General features: G+C 67.3%; 14 protein-coding genes. 9 read left to right on the top strand and 5 right to left on the bottom strand.

The window, feature by feature from the left end; translation table 11 throughout:
• Positions 1 to 5 precede the first annotated feature (5 nt).
• Positions 6 to 1,157 carry a glycosyltransferase family 1 protein gene (locus KF730_RS11530; RefSeq protein ID WP_294095262.1) on the bottom strand — a complete coding sequence of 384 codons (1,152 nt, stop codon included), beginning with the start codon at positions 1,155 to 1,157 and terminating at the stop codon, positions 6 to 8.
• A 102-nt stretch (positions 1,158 to 1,259) separates the two neighbouring features.
• Here KF730_RS11530 and radA point away from each other — a divergent pair, with 102 nt between their 5' ends.
• From radA to KF730_RS11495, 7 genes are all read left to right on the top strand, one after another.
• The gene (gene radA, locus KF730_RS11525) at positions 1,260 to 2,627 is read left to right on the top strand and encodes a DNA repair protein RadA (RefSeq protein WP_294095260.1); all 1,368 of its coding nucleotides are present in this window, start codon (positions 1,260 to 1,262) and stop codon (positions 2,625 to 2,627) included.
• 69 nt (positions 2,628 to 2,696) lie between these two features.
• Positions 2,697 to 3,254, top strand: a complete 558-nt coding sequence (locus KF730_RS11520) for a lipocalin family protein (RefSeq protein ID WP_294095258.1) — start codon at positions 2,697 to 2,699, stop codon at positions 3,252 to 3,254.
• A gap of 57 nt (positions 3,255 to 3,311) precedes the next feature.
• Positions 3,312 to 3,890, top strand: coding sequence for a CvpA family protein (locus KF730_RS11515; protein ID WP_294095256.1), 579 nt, complete (start codon positions 3,312 to 3,314; stop codon positions 3,888 to 3,890).
• A gap of 42 nt (positions 3,891 to 3,932) precedes the next feature.
• Positions 3,933 to 4,355, top strand: a complete 423-nt coding sequence (locus tag KF730_RS11510; protein WP_294095254.1) for an iron-sulfur cluster assembly scaffold protein — start codon at positions 3,933 to 3,935, stop codon at positions 4,353 to 4,355.
• The gene (locus KF730_RS11505; protein ID WP_294095252.1) at positions 4,355 to 6,145 is read left to right on the top strand and encodes a cation:proton antiporter; all 1,791 of its coding nucleotides are present in this window, start codon (positions 4,355 to 4,357) and stop codon (positions 6,143 to 6,145) included. Before KF730_RS11510 ends, KF730_RS11505 begins: the two co-directional genes overlap by 1 nt.
• Positions 6,142 to 6,519 carry a diacylglycerol kinase gene (locus KF730_RS11500; protein WP_294095245.1) on the top strand — a complete coding sequence of 126 codons (378 nt, stop codon included), beginning with the start codon at positions 6,142 to 6,144 and terminating at the stop codon, positions 6,517 to 6,519. Before KF730_RS11505 ends, KF730_RS11500 begins: the two co-directional genes overlap by 4 nt.
• Entirely contained in the window at positions 6,516 to 6,872 is a 357-nt protein-coding gene (locus KF730_RS11495) for a DUF423 domain-containing protein (protein WP_294095240.1), read from the top strand. Before KF730_RS11500 ends, KF730_RS11495 begins: the two co-directional genes overlap by 4 nt.
• Here KF730_RS11495 and KF730_RS11490 read toward each other — a convergent pair.
• From KF730_RS11490 to KF730_RS11475, 4 genes are all read right to left on the bottom strand, one after another.
• Positions 6,848 to 9,160 (bottom strand): GH92 family glycosyl hydrolase, encoded by a 2,313-nt coding sequence (locus KF730_RS11490; protein ID WP_294095237.1) that lies wholly within the window; start codon positions 9,158 to 9,160, stop codon positions 6,848 to 6,850. The genes KF730_RS11495 and KF730_RS11490 overlap by 25 nt on opposite strands.
• A 10-nt stretch (positions 9,161 to 9,170) precedes the next feature.
• Entirely contained in the window at positions 9,171 to 11,045 is a 1,875-nt protein-coding gene (locus KF730_RS11485) for a M1 family metallopeptidase (RefSeq protein WP_294095233.1), read from the bottom strand.
• A gap of 277 nt (positions 11,046 to 11,322) precedes the next feature.
• A complete protein-coding gene (gene aroB / locus KF730_RS11480; RefSeq protein WP_294095231.1) occupies positions 11,323 to 12,423 on the bottom strand; it encodes a 3-dehydroquinate synthase in 1,101 nt (366 codons plus the stop codon).
• Positions 12,420 to 12,959, bottom strand: a complete 540-nt coding sequence (locus tag KF730_RS11475) for a shikimate kinase (protein WP_294095229.1) — start codon at positions 12,957 to 12,959, stop codon at positions 12,420 to 12,422. Before KF730_RS11475 ends, aroB begins: the two co-directional genes overlap by 4 nt.
• 208 nt (positions 12,960 to 13,167) lie before the next feature.
• Between KF730_RS11475 and KF730_RS11470 the strand changes: the two genes are divergently transcribed.
• Both KF730_RS11470 and KF730_RS11465 read left to right on the top strand, forming a co-directional pair.
• Positions 13,168 to 14,952: a hypothetical protein gene (locus KF730_RS11470; protein ID WP_294095226.1), complete on the top strand. Its 1,785-nt coding sequence runs from the start codon at positions 13,168 to 13,170 to the stop codon at positions 14,950 to 14,952.
• Positions 14,949 to 15,896 carry a tyrosine-type recombinase/integrase gene (locus KF730_RS11465; RefSeq protein WP_294095221.1) on the top strand — a complete coding sequence of 316 codons (948 nt, stop codon included), beginning with the start codon at positions 14,949 to 14,951 and terminating at the stop codon, positions 15,894 to 15,896. The genes KF730_RS11470 and KF730_RS11465 overlap by 4 nt, the downstream gene beginning before the upstream one ends.

The raw sequence follows: 15,896 nt of genomic DNA, 5'->3' as shown, positions 1-15,896 counted from the left end.
ATCGGCTATTTCGCGTGACGTTCCAGTACCTCGAAATAGGTGTCGATCACCTTCTCGTTGATCGCGTCCCACACATAGCCATCGGCCTTGGCGTGGCCGGCATCCGATTGCGCACGGTACAGCGTCGAATCCCGTGCCAGCATCGCGATCCTGTCGGCATAGGCCTGGACGTCGCGTGGCGGGACGAGGAAGCCGGTCTCGCCCTCGTCGATCAGGTCCACCGCTCCGGTGGCGCGGGCCGCGACGACGGGAACGCCGGCGGCCATCGCTTCCAGCGTAACGTTGCCGAAGCTTTCGGTGACCGAAGGGTTGAACAGTACGTCCATGCTGGCAACGGCGCGGCCGAGATCATTGCCGCGCTGGAAACCGGCGAATGCGGCTTCGGGGACGAGCTCGCCGAACCATTCGCGCGCCGGGCCCTCACCGACCACCAGCACCCGGTGCGGCACGCCCTGCGCGGTCAGCCGCCGGCAGACTTCGGAGAAGATATCAAGCCCCTTTTCCTTGACCAGCCGGCCGAGGAATCCGACGGCGAACTCATCGTCGGCGATGCCGAGCGAGCGGCGCCAGGCGAGATCGCGACGCTTGGGCGAGAATGTATCGTGATCGACGCCGCGCGCCCAGATGCCAATCGGCGTCGTCACGCCCCATTCGCGCAGAAGGTCAATAGAGGACTGTGCCGGCACTACCACGGCATCAACCTTGTTGTAGAAGCGCGTCAGCAGATGGATGACCAACGGCTCGAGGAAGCCGAGCTTGTAATAGCGCGGATAGGTCTCGAAGCGGGTATGCATCGATGCGACCACCGGCAGGCCGTGCTTGCGCGCATAGCGGATCGCGGCATGGCCGATGAATTCAGGCGCCGAGACGTGGATCACGTTCGGCCTGAACGCGGCAAGATCATCGTGCACCGATTTGGGGAGGTGGGTGGCGAAGCGGAATTCGCCACGCTCGCCGGGCAGCGGCCAGCTGGGGATGCTGACGAGATCGCCGGTCGGCTCGAAGGCCGGCTTCTCCACCGTCGGCGAATAGACGCGGACGTTGACGCCGCGGCTGAGCAGATGGCCGACAAGCTTGTTGAGCGACTGGTTCGCACCGTCGCGGACGTAATTATAATTGCCGCTGAACAGGGCGACGCGGATGTCCGACGGTTTCATTGCAGCGGGCATAGCGGGGGGCAGGGATACGGGCAACTCGATCCCCCCGGTATCGGGAGGACGAGACTTGTTCTTGAATTGTTCCCGCGCTACACGCGGGACATGGCGAAGCTCCGCAAACGATATGTGTGTCAGGCATGCGGCTCGGTCACCGCGCAATGGCAGGGCCAGTGCGGCGATTGCGGCGACTGGAATACGCTGGTCGAGGAAGCCGGGGGCAACGTCACGCCGTTCCAGGCCAAGCATAATCTCCAGTCGGGCGGGCGTGCGATCCAGCTGACCGGGCTCAATACCGACATCGCGCTGCCCGATCGGATGGCGACGGGGATCGCGGAACTCGATCGGGCGCTGGGTGGCGGGTTCGTCGAGGGCAGCGCGACACTGATCGGAGGCGATCCGGGGATCGGCAAATCGACCCTGCTGCTGCAGGCGGCGGCGAAGATCGCCGAGCGCGGACTACGCGTCGCCTATGTCTCGGGCGAGGAAGCGGCGGATCAGGTGCGGCTGCGCGCGCGGCGACTGGGGCTCGGCAAGGCGCCGGTGATGCTCGCCGCCGCGACTTCGGTGCGCGATATCCTGACGACGATGGGGGAGGGCCCCGCCCCTGCCTTGCTGGTGATCGATTCGATCCAGACGATGCACAGCGACCTGATCGAGGGCGCGCCGGGGACGGTGAGCCAAGTGCGGGCGAGCGCGGGCGAGTTGATCCGCTTCGCCAAGGAACAGGGCACGGCGGTGGTGCTGGTAGGTCATGTCACCAAAGATGGCAGTATCGCCGGCCCGCGCGTGCTAGAGCATATGGTCGATACCGTGCTGGCGTTCGAAGGCGAGCGCAGCCACCAGTATCGTATCCTCCGCGCGGTCAAGAATCGCTTCGGCGGCACTGACGAGATCGGGGTGTTCGCGATGGAGAGCGAGGGGCTGAGCGAGGTCGCCAATCCCTCGTCGCTGTTCCTGACCCAGCGCGACGAGAGCGTCACCGGCACGATCGTGTTCCCGGCGCTGGAGGGGACGCGGCCGGTGCTGGTCGAGGTGCAGGCGCTGGTGGTGCGGCTGGCGAGCGGGGCGACGCCGCGGCGGGCGGTGGTCGGCTGGGATTCCTCGCGGCTGTCGATGATCCTCGCGGTGCTGGAGGCGCGGTGCGGGCTGAGCTTCTCGACCTGTGAAGTCTATTTGAACATCGCCGGCGGATATCGCGTGCAGGATCCCGCCGCCGATCTGGCGGTGGCGGCGGCGCTGGTATCGGCGCTGGCCGAGCGCCCGCTGGCGGCGGACGCGGTGGCGTTCGGCGAGATAGCGCTTTCGGGCGAGGTTCGCCCGGTCGCACATGGCGCGCTGCGCTGCCGCGAGGCGGGCAAGCTCGGCTTCGCCAGGGCGCTGGCTCCGGCCGCGCAGGCCGACAAGGGCGGGCTGGTGCTGTCGGGGTTCAAGAACCTCGCGGCGTTCGTCGATCATTTGCTGGGGCGTTAAGTCCCTCTCCCCTGGAGGGAGAGGGTTTTGGGACTACCAATTCCCCGCCCGCCATCGCATCATGCCAGCATGAAGCAATCGACCGTTCTCAAGATACTTGGTGGCGTCACCGTTGCCGCCATCGGCGGAGCCTTCGCCTATCGCCAGGCGACGCGGCCGCCGGTGATCAATCCGGAGGTGCCCGAGCCGGCCAAGACGGTCGATCTGAATCTCTATCTGGGCAAATGGTACGAGCTGGCGCGGCACGAGAACCGGTTCGAGAAGGGGCTCGACGCGGTCACCGCCGAATATGCGCTTGCGCCCGGCGGCAAGATCGCGATCACCAATAGCGGTTGCCAGGGCGGACCCAAGGGGGAACGCAGCTTCGTCGAAGGCAAGGCAATCGTCGCCGACGAGGTTACCGGCGCCAAGCTCAAGGTCTCGTTCTTCGGGCCCTTCTACACCGGCGATTACTGGGTGCTCGATCATGGCGACGACTATGACTGGTCGATCGTCGGCGAGCCGGGCGGGCGCTATCTGTGGGTGCTGGCGCGCGAGGCGCATCCGGCCAATGCCGAGGCGATCATGAAGCGCGTCGAGGAACTCGGCTATGACCGCTGGGCATTGCGGGTCACGCGGCACGGCTGACCCGGCTTCCGCTCGCGCGCATGCCAACGTATCAGGGCCGCGGGAGGGCCTTTCGCCATGACGCTTACCGGACTGGACATCATCGTGCTGCTCGCGATCGGCGGGGCGGCGGTGCTCGGCTTCCTGCGCGGATTCGTCACCGAGGTGCTGGCGCTGCTCGCCTGGGTGCTTGTCGTGCTGGCGATCAAGCTATTCCATGCGCCGCTGGCGGAGATGCTCGCTGGCGTGGTCGGCACGGTACAGGGCGCTTCGGTGCTGGCGTTCGCGATCCTTTCCGGCGCGACCTATTTCGGCGGGCGCGTCATCGCCAATTCGGTCGGCTCGCGGACGCGCGACAGCTTCCTGGGGCCGATCGACCGCGCCCTCGGCCTAGGTTTCGGCGCACTCAAGGGCCTGATTCTCGTCAGTGTCGCCTTCCTGCTGGTGGTCTTGGTGTTCGACACGATGCGCGGCGGCGCGGCCAAGCGGCCGGACTGGATCACGACCTCGATGACCTATCCGCTGCTCAACGCCACCAGCGCCAGCATCGCCGACGTCGTCGATCGTCGCCGCAAGGGGCTGCCGGTGTTCGGAGAGGAGGAGGGGAATGTCAGCGGCAACGCGGCGATGGGGAATAAGACCGCTCACGCTAACTAGCCCCTCGCGCTTTCGGCTCGCCTTCCCTAGATCGGGAACCGAATGAACGCGCCGCTCTACAATATGGAAATCCTGCGGCTCGCCGCGACCGTGCCGTTTCAGGAGCGGCTGGCCGATCCGATGGGGACGGCGGAGAAGCGCTCGCCCGTGTGTGGCAGCCGGGTGACGGTCGATATCGATCTCGATGACGAAGGGCGCGTCAAGGCGCTCGGGCTGCTCGTCCGCGCGTGCGCGCTGGGGCAGGCGTCGGCGGGCATCCTCGCGGCGCATATTATCGGCCGGACCGCGGGCGAGATCGCTACTGCGCGCGATGCGCTCGCCGCATGGCTCGCGGAGACGGGACCCGCGCCAGAGTGGCCCGGTCTCGACATCTTCGTGCCGGCGCTGCCGCACCGCGGGCGCCACGCGGCGATCCGGCTGGCGTTCGAAGCGGCGGCGGAAGCCGCGGAACAGGCGGCGCGCTGATGCACGGCGAAGTCTCCATTGTCCGCGATGCCGTGCCGCTGCTCGGTTTCGCGCTGATCTTCGTGCTGATCTTCCGCAAGCTCGGGCTGGGTGCGACACTCGGTTTCCTCGTTGCCGGTGCATTGGTCGGGCCGCAGGTGCTGGGGCTGGTCGGCGGCGCCGAGAGTAAGATGGGGATCGCCGAGCTCGGCATCGCCTTGCTGCTGTTCCTGGTCGGGCTGGAACTGAGCCCGAGTCGCCTGTGGCGGATGCGGCGCGACATTTTCGGACTGGGCCTGCTGCAGGTTGTATTGTGCGGGCTGGCGGTGTCGGGGATCGTCTATCTCGCGACCAGATCGAGCGGCGCCGCGGCGCTCGCGCTGGGGCTTCCGCTGGCGCTGTCGTCGACCGCGCAGGTGCTGCCGATGCTGCAATCCGCCGGGCGCCTGCGCACGCCGTTCGGCGAGCGTGCCTTCGCGATCCTGCTGTTCCAGGATCTGTCAATCGTCCCGCTGATCACCATCGTCGCGGCGATGTCCCGCAACCCGGCCGATATGAACGGCCCGCCCGGATGGCTGCTCGGGGTCTACACGATGGCCGCGATCGTTGGGCTGGTCCTGGTCGGGCGCTATCTGCTGAGGCCCTTGTTCAAGCTGATCGGCAATCTCGGCGAGCGCGAGATGTTCGTGTTCGCCGGACTGTTCACCGTCATCGCCGCGGCGGCGCTGATGGAGGCGCTCGGGCTGTCGGCGGCACTTGGCGCGTTCATCGCCGGCGTGATGCTCGCGGACTCGCCCTATCGCCACGAGCTGGAGGCCGATGTCGAGCCGTTCCGCACGATCCTGCTCGGTCTGTTCTTCCTCGCGGTCGGCATGACCCTGGACCTCCATGCAATTGCCGACCGGCCGCTTTTCGTCGCCGGCATGGCGCTCGCCCTGATCGTCACCAAGATGGCGATCATCATGGGGCTGGCGATGCTGTTCGGCGTGAAGCGCCGCCGCGCATTCGCGCTCGGCGTGCTGCTCAGCCAGGGCGGCGAGTTCGGCTTTGTATTGTTCGCACAGGCACAGCAGGCGTTCCTGATCGAGCAACAGGCGGCCAGCGTGTTCGGCGCGATCATCACCCTGTCGATGGCGACCACCCCGTTCCTGATGATGCTGACGCAAAACCTGCGCGCCGAGCCCGAGAAGAGCGCGGAGGGCGTGCAGGGGCCGCAGCACGACGGATCGGACGCGATCGTCGTCGGCTATGGCCGCTTCGGGCAGACCGTCGCGCAGATGCTGCTCGGTCAGAACATCCCGGTCACCCTGATCGATTCCGATGTCGCGATGATCGAGACCGCCGGCAGTTTCGGAATGAAGGTCTATTATGGCGACGGCACGCGCGTTGACCTGCTGCGCCAGGCGGGGGCTGCGGATGCCGAGCTGATCCTGTTCTGCCAGGATGGCGACGGGCTCGACACCGCTATACTCGAAGGCATCCACCACGCCTTCCCCAATGCCTCGATCTTCGTGCGCGCGTATGACCGGCGCTCGGTGATGAAAATGAAGGGCGCGCCGGTTGCCGGGATCGTTCGCGAGATGCTCGAGAGCGCGGTCCGGATGGCGCGCGAGGCGATGGAGGCGGTCGGCGTCGACATGCAGGAGATCGACAAGACCGAGGCCGAATACCGCAAGCGGGACTCGGCGCGGCTGACGGAACAGAAGGAAAGCGGCGACCTGCGCGCTGGCGTCACCCGGATGTTCAGCCAGGAGAATCTGGCGCGGGAGACGGCCAAGGCCGGTGCCGAAGCGCGGACGGAAGGTCAGTGAAGAACCGGCCGTTCCGTGAACGGCTGGGCTTCGCGTTGGCGGGCATCCGCACCGGCTGGCAGCGCGAAAGCAGCTTCCGGACCCAGGCCGGGCTCACAGTCGCCGCTGCGCTCGCGCTGATCGTGCTGCGGCCCGCCCTTGTCTGGTGGGCATTGGTCGCGGTCACTTGCGCACTGGTGCTCGCGTTGGAGCTGCTCAATTCGGCGATGGAGTCCGTGATCGACCGGCTGCACCCGGAGATTCACCCCGCGATCAAGCTTGCCAAGGATATGCTGGCGGGCGCGGTGCTGGTGATCAGCTTTGCGGCGCTGGTGGTGGGCGGGGCGATGGTGCTCGATGCGGGACCGGCGTTTCTGAAGGAGGTGGGACTGTGAGGCTGATCACGACACTTGCCGCGCTGTCTGGCGCGCTCGCGGTCGCGGCAGGCGCGTTCGGCGCGCATGGCGCCGAGGGGCAGGCGGTCGAATGGCTCAAGACTGGCGGGCACTATCAGCTGATCCACGCCGTCGCGGCTTTGGTCGCGCTGAAGATGGGTGAGCGAGTTTCGCCTTGGCTGTTCGTCGGTGGCGGCGCCTTGTTCGCGGGGGCGCTCTATCTGATGGCGCTGGGTGGGCCGCGCTGGCTCGGGGCGATCACGCCGCTGGGTGGGGCGGCCCTGATCGCCGGATGGCTGTGCCTGGCGTGGACGGCGGCGCAGCGAGATCAGCGCACCATCGACATCGAATAGGGCCGAGCCTCTCTGTCCGCGCCCCAGCTCTTGTTGGGCTTGGCGCTCATCGTGAAGCGCAGCTCGCCGCCCGCGCGCACTTCCGCGTCGGTGATGTAGCTGCGTTCCAGCGCGCGGCCGTTCAGCGTCACGCGAGCGACATAAGGCGCCTTGTCGGACAGTCCTTCGGCCACGACAACGAAGCGTTTGCCGCCCGGCAAATTGATCGCGGCGCGATCGACGAAGGGGCGGCCGATGACATATTCGTTCGATCCCGGCGCGACCGGATAGAAGCCCATCGCGGTGAACACGTACCAGGCCGACATCTGGCCGAGATCGTCATTGCCCGAGAGTCCGTCGGGCGTGGGCTTGTACTGCGAGTCCACGATCTGCTTGAGCCGCGCCTGGGTCCGCCATGGCGCGCCGGCGTAATTGTAGAGATAGGCGACATGGTGGCTCGGTTCGTTGCCATGGATATATTGCCCGATCAGCCCGGCGATATCCTCGGCATGGCTGTAATCGAGCTTGGAATTGTTATAGTCGAACATCGCGTCTAGCCGCGCGATCGCCCTGGCATCGCCGCCCAGCACGCGGAACAGACCGGCCTGATCCTGGGGCACGAACCAGCTATATTGCCAGGCGTTGCCCTCGGTATAATCGGAGCCATAGTTGATCGCGGTCGGATCGAACGGCACCCGGAAGCTGCCATCGGCCAGCCGCGCCCGCAGCCAGCCGGTCTGCACATCGAAGCTGTTGCGCCAATTGCCCGCGCGCTTCTCGAAACGCTCGGCGATATCGGTCTTGCCCATCGCCCGCGCCATCCGCGCGATCGCCCAATCGTCATAGGCATATTCGACGGTCTTCGATGCCGCCTCGGGCTCCTTGTCGATCGGCACATAGCCGCGCCGCATATATTCGCCGAGGCCGCCATAGGGCGCGTACTCGGCGCTCGCGACCATCGCCTCCAGCGCCTTGTCGGCATCGAAGCCACGGATGCCCTTGAGATAGGCGTCGGCGATTACCGGGACGGCATGGTAGCCGATCATCGTCCAGGTCTCGCGCCCGGCGAACTGCCAGATCGGGAGGATGCCATAGGGGCTGTGCTCGCGGCTGGCGATCAGCGAGCGGACGATGTCGGCATTGGTCGCCTCGGGCTGGACCAGCGTGAGCAATGGATGCTCGGCGCGGAATGTGTCCCATAGCGAAAAGGTCGAGCGGAAGGTGAAGCCATCGGCCTGATGGACCTGATCGTCGGGCCCGCGATAGCGCCCGTCGGCGTCGCTCCACACGCTGGGGGCGAGCAGGCTGTGATAGAGCGCGGTATAGACCGCTTTGCGGACGGGGGCGGCGGCATCGATGTCGAGCGCGCCCAGCACCTTGCTCCAGGCAACGGCCGTAGCCGCGCGCACCGCGTCGAAATCGCCGGGCTCGGCCTCGAGATTGGCGATGGCGGCATTCTCGTCGACGCCCGACAGCGCGACCTTGGCCTCAAGCGGCGCGGTCAGCTCGCCGAAGCTGAGCGTCGCTTCCAGTGCGCGGCCGAGCTTCTCCGCCACCGCGTCGCTGCCACGCCCCGGTGCGCCGAAGCCCTTATATTTCACATCCTTGTCGGTATCGATGAAGGCGTGATCGATGAGCGGTGCCGAGAAGCGCATCGCGAAATAGAGCTTGCGCCCCGGCGCCCAGCCGCGCGTCTCGCGAAAGCCGGTAAGGGTGCCGTCGGGGCGCAGGTGGAGGCCGGACCACAGCACCTTGCCGGGATAGTTATAGAGCGACGAGCGCAGGTCGATCAGCAGACTGGCGCGCTGGCCGGCCGGGAAGGCGTAGCGATGGACGCCGATGCGGGTGCCGGCGGTCAGCTCGGCGCGGATGCCGCTATCGGCGAGGGTGACGGCGTAATAGCCGGGCCTGGCGGTCTCGGTGGCGTGATCGAAACGCGAGCGATACGCGGCGGGCTCCAACTGCACGGTGTCGCCGGATTGCGGCATCACCAGCACGTCGCCGAGGTCCGAATGGCCCGCGCCCGAGAAATGGGTGTGGCTGAAGCCCTGGATCGCGGGGTCTTCGTAGCGATAGCCGGCGGCGTGGCTGTAGCAGGCGCGGATCTCGCAGGTGGCGTCGGTATCGGGCGACAATTGCACCATGCCGAACGGGGCGACCGCGCCGGGGAAGGTGTGCCCCTCGCCGCCGGTACCGATCATCGGATCGACGGTGTCGATGGGTGCAGGCGGCGGGGCGGTCTGGGCATGCGCCGGCGCCAGCGATATCAGCGCCGCAGCCGCAATCAGTCCCGCCTTGAGCCCCCGCATCGCTTGCTCCCTATTTCGCCGTCACCATCTTCTCGACCTGGCCGCGCACGAACGGGTGGTAGCTGCCCTTGGCCTTTTCGAAGAGCCGGGCCGCGATCGGCTTGCCCCAGTCGCCTTGCGCCATCAGCCCCGAATAGACCGGGCGGACGAGCAGGCCGCGGCCGACGCTGTTCACGAACGCGTCGATGCTGGGCACCGCCGGATCGTAGCGGTTGGCGATCGCCAGCTCGGCCCATGCGGAGCGGACATAGGCGTTGGTCGAGGTTGACAGGCCCAGCGTCTCGTCAAGCTCCTTGAGCCTCTCGGGGGTCTGCTGGCGGGGCAGGCCGTTAAGGAAGCGCATCCATTGCTGGGTGTTCCAGCCATCTGGCTTGACCGCCGAGACCGGCCCGCCCTTGTTGACCGCCGCCAGCTTGGCATCGACCTGCGCCAGGATCGGCGATTTCACGTGCACGGCGTTCGCCGGCAGGCCGGGCTCATACACCCAGCGATCGAGCTGGAGCCTGGCCTCCAGCGCCTTGTCGCCCTTGATCAGCCGCTTGCGGATATCGGCCAGGAAGCCGGCGCTGGTCTGCGGCTGGAAGGCATGACGATCGAAATAGGAGCGCATATAGGCGTCGAAGCGCTTGCGGCCGACCGCCTGCTCGATCGTGCGCAGCATCGTCGAGCCCTTGAAATAGTCGAGCTGGCCGGCGGTCGCCCCGGGATCGCCGTGCAGGCGGGTGGTGGGGCCGTTATTCTCGGCCTTGAGATCGCGAACCAGCCCATCCCAATCGAGATCGGCATAGAGCGCGGCGCGCGCCTTGCCATAGACCGCCTCCATGATGCGGTTCTCGAAATAGGTGGTGAAACCCTCATTGAGCCACGAATCCGACCAGGTCGCGTTGGTGACGAGATTGCCCGACCAGCTATGCGCCAGCTCGTGGGCGACGACATCGGTGTTCGAGCGGTCGCCGGTGATGATCGTCGGCGTCAGGAAGGTGAGCGTCGGGTTCTCCATGCCGCCATAGGGGAAGCTCGGCGGCAGGACGAGCATGTCGTAGCGGCCCCAGCGATAGGGGCCGTAGAGGTTCTGCGCGGCGGTGATCATCTTCTCGACATCGCTGACCTCATAGGCGGCGGCATCGAGCATCGACGGTTCGGTCCATACGCCCGAGCGCGGGCCGGTCGCCTTGAAGGCGAGATCGCCGACCGCGAGCGCGATCAGATAGGGCGGCACCGGCCGCTTCATCTCGAATTCGTAGACCTTGCCGCCATTGGCGCGGGGCATGCCCTTCTCGCCGCTCAGCCGCTCGCCGCTCATCACCGCGACGAAGCCGTCGGGCACGGTCAGCCTCGCCGACCAGGTCTGGCGGATGCCGGGCGAATCCTGGGTCGGGATCCAGCTGCGATTGTTGATCGGCTGGCCCTGGCTGAACAGATACGGCTTCTGCTTGCCCGCGGTAAGTTCGGGTGCGAGCCATTGCAGCGCGCTGGCCGAGGGGCGCGTGGCGTATTTGATGCGGATTTGCCTGGTGCCAGGATTGAGCTGGATGGTCAGCGCCGATCCCAGCTCGGCATCGCGCGGGCCGATCGCATAGGGCAGGTTCGGCCCGTTAAGCTCGGCGACGGTCTCGATATCGATATTGTCGATATCGAGGACGATCTCCGTGGCGCCCGGCGCGGTCAGGATATCGAGCACCGCGCTGCCGTTCAGCGTCTGGCTGCCGAAATCGACCCGCAGATCGAGCGCGACATTGGTGACGCGGGCGATCTCGGGCCGGGCGTGAGTCCACACGTCCTTCGCCTCGGGCGTGGTCAGGATCGGTGCGACAGCCGGCGTGGTTTGGGCCAAGGCGGGGGAGGCGATCATCATCGCGGCGAGCAGGACGGAAAGCATGCGCATGGACGCTTGCCTATGCCGATCGGCGATGAACGGCAACTGACGCGGGGCGGCCGGTGATTCGCCGCCTGTGTAGGGAAATGACGGCTTGGCTTCACACTTTTCACGGTGATTGTGAAATCTCGTTGCGCCGCGAGGTAACATTGTTGCGCATCCGGCGAAGGTAGTGCGGAGCAGCATGCGCGACATGCGGGGAGGATGACAGTTCTGCCGGATGTAGGACAGCTTTCTTCGGCATCCCGGCTCAAGGCCGGGATGCCGACATTTTTCGGTGAAACCGTTAGCGCGGCTGTCCGTCCAGGAACTCGGCGACGTCTGCCAAATCCACTGTCTTGTCGAGAAACGTCTGGCCGATCCCCCGCGGGAGGAGGAAGGGCAGGGTGCCGCCGGCCATCTTCTTGTCGTGGAGCATGTGCTCGATGAGCGTGGCGCCGCCGGCGGTGATGCCCGCGGCCCGCAATCCATCGGGCAGTCCGACGGCGCGAAGGTGGGCGGCGACACGTTCGCTATCCTGGGTGGGGCAGAGGCCGAGGCGGGTCGAATAGGCGAACGCCAGCGCCATGCCCGCCGCGACGCCCTCGCCGTGGAGGAGCTTGTCGGAAAAGCCGGTCTCGGCCTCAAGCGCATGGCCGAAAGTGTGGCCGAGATTGAGCAGCGCGCGCTTGCCGGTGGTCTCGCGCTCGTCCTCGCCGACGATGCGGGCCTTGGCGGCGACCGAATGGGCGATGGCGTACTCGCGGGCCGCGTCGTCACCCGCGAGCAGCGCGGTGGCGTTGGCCTCGCACCATTCGAAGAACGCGAAATCGTCGATCAGGCCGTATTTGACGACTTCGGCATAGCCGGCGCGGAGCTCGCGCCCGGGCAGGGTATCGAGCAGATCGGGATCGATCAGCACCAGTGCCGGCTGGTGGAAGGCACCGACGAGATTCTTGCCCGCGGCCGAGTTGATCGCGGTCTTGCCGCCGACCGAACTGTCGACCTGGCTGAGCAGGGTGGTGGGGAACTGGATGAAATTGCAGCCGCGCTTGAGCACCGATGCCGCGAAGCCGGTCAGGTCGCCGATCACGCCGCCGCCAAAGGCGATGATGTGATCGCTGCGCTCGACGCCCTGTTCGAGCAGCCAGTCGGTGACGCGTTCGAGACTGGCCCAGTTCTTGGTCGCCTCGCCGGCGGGCAGGACCAAGGCCTCGCTGGCGATGCCGACGGCGCGGAGGCTCGCCTGGAGGACGATCAGATGCGGGCGCAGGTTCGCGTCGGTGACGATCGGCATCGACCGGCCATTGGCGAGATGCCGGAGCGCGGGCCCGGCGCGGGGGAGCAGCCCGGCCTCGATCCGCACGTCATAGCTGCGGTCGCCGAGCGCGACGGAAACAATTGTCACGATTTCAGAGCTTTCAGAATCGCATCGACGGTGGCGTCGTGCGGCGCGGCCACGCTCTCCACGCGGATCGGCGCGAGCGCATAGAAGGGATTGCGGACGCGGGCGAGCTCGCCGAGCACCTCGACCGGATCGCGATCGCGCAGCAGGGGACGGGTGTCACGGCGGCGGACGCGGTCGGCGAGGACATGCGGTTCGGCGTCGAGCCACACCGTGATCGCCTGTTCGAGGATCAGCGCGCGGGTGGCCTCGTTAATGAAGGCGCCGCCGCCGGTGGCGATCACCTTGGGCGTGCCATCGACCAGCCGGGCGATCACCCGGCGCTCGCCGTCGCGGAAATAGGGTTCGCCGAACCGTTCGAAGATATCCGAGACGGTCATTCCCGCCGCGGCCTCGATCTCATGATCGGCATCGACGAAGGGCAGGCGCATGCGCTGCGCGAGGCGCCGGCCGACCGTGGTCTTGCCTGCCCCCATCAGGCCGATCAGCACGATCGGCTTTCCGCCCCAGCGGTGTCCGTTGGTCCCCGTTTGCAGCATCGTCGCGGGGGCTATACAGCTTGGGGGGCAGTCGGGCAAAAGGCCCGGGCACTAGAATTTCTTGGCATCCATTTTTTGACGGACCCATTCATGTCGCGTTCGCTGATAGCGTTGATCGTCGTTCTCGTGGTTCTGGTGGGGGGCATGGTCCTGCTCGCCGGGCGCAGCTCGGTGAAGGAACCGACGCGGATGGAGAAGGTGGTTCCGCTTGATAACCTCGCCAAGTAAGCGTTCGCGGATCGCGCTGGCGGCGATGCTGCTGGCCGGCGTGGCGGTGCCCGCGCTGGGTCAGCAGCAGGGCGCGCCCGAATCGCTGCTTCCGCCCGGGTTCGACGAACCGGCCGCGCCCGCTCCGGCACCCGCCGCGACGCGACCGGCGGCCTCGCCGACGCCTGCCGTCAGCACCGCGCCGCTTGCCACCGAGCCGCTGGGCAATGCCAGCGTTGCCGATGCCGGCGCGCAGACGATCGGTCCGGTCGATCTCTCGCGCTACGAGCTGCCCGAATATGCCCGCCATTCGCTGGCACGGGTCGGCGTGATCGCGTGGGGCAACGCGCCGTTCCCGGCCAAGGGCATGGGCGCCGCCGACGGACGCTATCTCGACGCGCTGCTCAGGCGGCTGAAGGCGCCGATCGCCTCGCGCTGGGCATCGATCGCGCTGCGTCGCGCCTTGATGTCGCCGCTCGACACACCGAAGAACATCAATGGCGCCGATTATGCCGCCAGCCGCGCCTGGGTGTTGCTGCGGATGGGCGAGGCCAGTGCCGCGCGGGCGGTGATCAACGATGTCGATGCCGAGAATTACACGAGCTGGCTCTATCAGGTCGCGATGCAATCGGCGCTGGCGAGCGGCGATCCCGCGGGAATGTGCGGCATCGCCGATGAAGGCGCCAAGGTTGTCGCGCAGCGTGGCTGGGCGCTGGCCCGCGCGATGTGTGCCGGGCTGGCGGGCAAGCCGAACGAGGCGGGGCAGCTGCTCGATCAGGCGCGACGCGGGACCAGCCCGAGCGATATCGACAATCTGCTTGCCGAAAAGGTGCTGGGGTCGGGAGCGCAGGGTCGCCGCGCGGTCACGCTCGAATGGCAGGGCGTGCCGGTGCTGACGGCGTGGCGTTTCGGCCTCGCCACCGCGACCGGCGAGCAGGTACCCGCCGCGCTCTATGCGACCGCCGGCCCGCAGGTCCGCTACTGGCAGGCGCTGTCTCCGTCGTTGCCGCCGGCATCGCGCGCTGCCGCCGCCGAGCTGGCGGCGAGCGCGGGGGTGTTCTCCAGCGCGGGGCTGATCGATCTCTATTCGGAGATCGCGCAGGATCCGGACGCCAATGGCACGCCCGAAGAGGGTATCGCCCGCGATTTGCGCACCGCCTATATCGATGGCGATGTCGCCGATCGGATGGCGGCGATCCGCAAGCTCTGGGATCAGGCGAAGACCCCCCGCACCGCCTATGCCCGGCTGATCCTGACCGCGCGGGCGTCTTCATGGATTCCAGCGTCGAGCGGCGTCGATGCGCCCGAGAAACTGATCGCGTCGATGCTGAGCGCGGGGATGGAAGCGTCGGCGATGGAATGGCGCGGCGTCGTCAAGCGCGGCAGCGAGGGCTGGGCGCTGTTGACGCTCGCCGATCCCGGCGATTCGCGCGTCGCTTATGGCGATTTCGATGTCTATGGCGATGTCGCCGGGCGGCGTAAGGCGCAGCTGATGCTGGCCGGGCTCGCGGGCCTGGGACGGCTGGAGGCGGCGGACGCGCGGCGCGGCGCGGCGGCGCTCGATGTGGCGATCGGTGCCGCCAATAGCTGGACCCGGGCGATCGACGCCGCCGGGCGGCGCGGCGATTCGGCGCTGGTCGCCTTGCTCGCCGCAGTCGGCATGCAGTCGCGCAGCTGGGACAATGTCACGCCGGAGGCGCTATTCCACATCCTTGCGGCGATGAAGGCGGCGGGAATGGGCAATTATGCGCGGATGATCGCCGTCGAGGCGATCAGCCGGGCTTGAGCAAGGTTTCCGGTTTTTCGCCTGAGACCGGCGAGGTTGAAGACCCGGCACTGATCGAGCGCTTCCTTGAGATGATGCGGGCCGAGGCGGGCGCGGCGGGCAACACCATCGCGGCGTACGGCACCGATTTGCGGCTGGCGTCCGAAGCGCTGGACGGCGGGCTTGGCCGGGCCGGACGCGCTGAACTCGAAAAGCTCGGGAGCGACTGGCAGGCACTGGCGCGGGCGACCGTGGCGCGCAAATCGGCGGCCTTGCGCCGGTTCTTCGCGTTTCTGGCCGACGAAGGCTTGCGCGGCGACGACCCGGCGGGCGCGCTGCCGCGGCCGGGATCGGCGCGGGCGCTTCCCAAGGTGCTGAGCGCCGAGGATGTCGAGCGGATGTTCGCCGCGATCACCGCGCGCATCGCCCGCGAGCCCAAGGACCCCAACGACCTGCGGCTGCTGGCCTTGGTCGAGCTGCTCTACGGATCGGGACTGCGCGCGACCGAGCTGGTGTCGCTGCCGCGGAGCGCCGTCTCGCCCGATCGGCCCTATCTGATCCTGCGCGGCAAGGGCGGCAGGGAACGGCTGGTGCCGATCTCGGACCGCGCCCGCGCGGCGGTGGCCGAATGGCGCGCGCATGTCGCCAGCGACCGAGCCTGGCTGTTCCCCTCGGGCAAGGGCCACCTCTCGCGCGTCCGGCTCTACCAGCTGATCCGCGCGCTGGCGGCGGAAGCGGGTATCCCGTCCGACCGCGTCAGCCCGCATGTCCTCCGCCACGCCTTCGCTACCCACCTGCTCGAAGGCGGGGCCGATCTGCGCGCATTGCAGGCGATGCTGGGGCATGCCGACATCGCGACCACCGAAATCTACACCCATGTCGACAGCAAAAGGCTGGTCGATCTCGTCAATGAGCGGCATCCTTTGGGCGAAGCGCTCGTTGACGTAACGAAACGCCAAGCGTAG

It is taken from the genome of Sphingomonas sp., assembly GCF_019635515.1.
Taxonomy (GTDB): domain Bacteria; phylum Pseudomonadota; class Alphaproteobacteria; order Sphingomonadales; family Sphingomonadaceae; genus Sphingomonas.
This window is presented reverse-complemented; position numbering and strand designations above follow the sequence as displayed.

What these genes read in the sequence shown, in the direction of transcription:
- KF730_RS11530 (WP_294095262.1), bottom strand. Translation starts at nt 1,157, where the DNA reads ATGAAACCGTCGGACATCCGCGTCGCCCTGTTCAGCGGCAATTATAAT.
- radA (WP_294095260.1), top strand. Translation starts at nt 1,260, where the DNA reads ATGGCGAAGCTCCGCAAACGATATGTGTGTCAGGCATGCGGCTCGGTC.
- KF730_RS11520 (WP_294095258.1), top strand. Translation starts at nt 2,697, where the DNA reads ATGAAGCAATCGACCGTTCTCAAGATACTTGGTGGCGTCACCGTTGCC.
- KF730_RS11515 (WP_294095256.1), top strand. Translation starts at nt 3,312, where the DNA reads ATGACGCTTACCGGACTGGACATCATCGTGCTGCTCGCGATCGGCGGG.
- KF730_RS11510 (WP_294095254.1), top strand. Translation starts at nt 3,933, where the DNA reads ATGAACGCGCCGCTCTACAATATGGAAATCCTGCGGCTCGCCGCGACC.
- KF730_RS11505 (WP_294095252.1), top strand. Translation starts at nt 4,355, where the DNA reads ATGCACGGCGAAGTCTCCATTGTCCGCGATGCCGTGCCGCTGCTCGGT.
- KF730_RS11490 (WP_294095237.1), bottom strand. Translation starts at nt 9,160, where the DNA reads ATGCGGGGGCTCAAGGCGGGACTGATTGCGGCTGCGGCGCTGATATCG.
- KF730_RS11485 (WP_294095233.1), bottom strand. Translation starts at nt 11,045, where the DNA reads ATGCGCATGCTTTCCGTCCTGCTCGCCGCGATGATGATCGCCTCCCCC.
- KF730_RS11475 (WP_294095229.1), bottom strand. Translation starts at nt 12,959, where the DNA reads ATGCTGCAAACGGGGACCAACGGACACCGCTGGGGCGGAAAGCCGATC.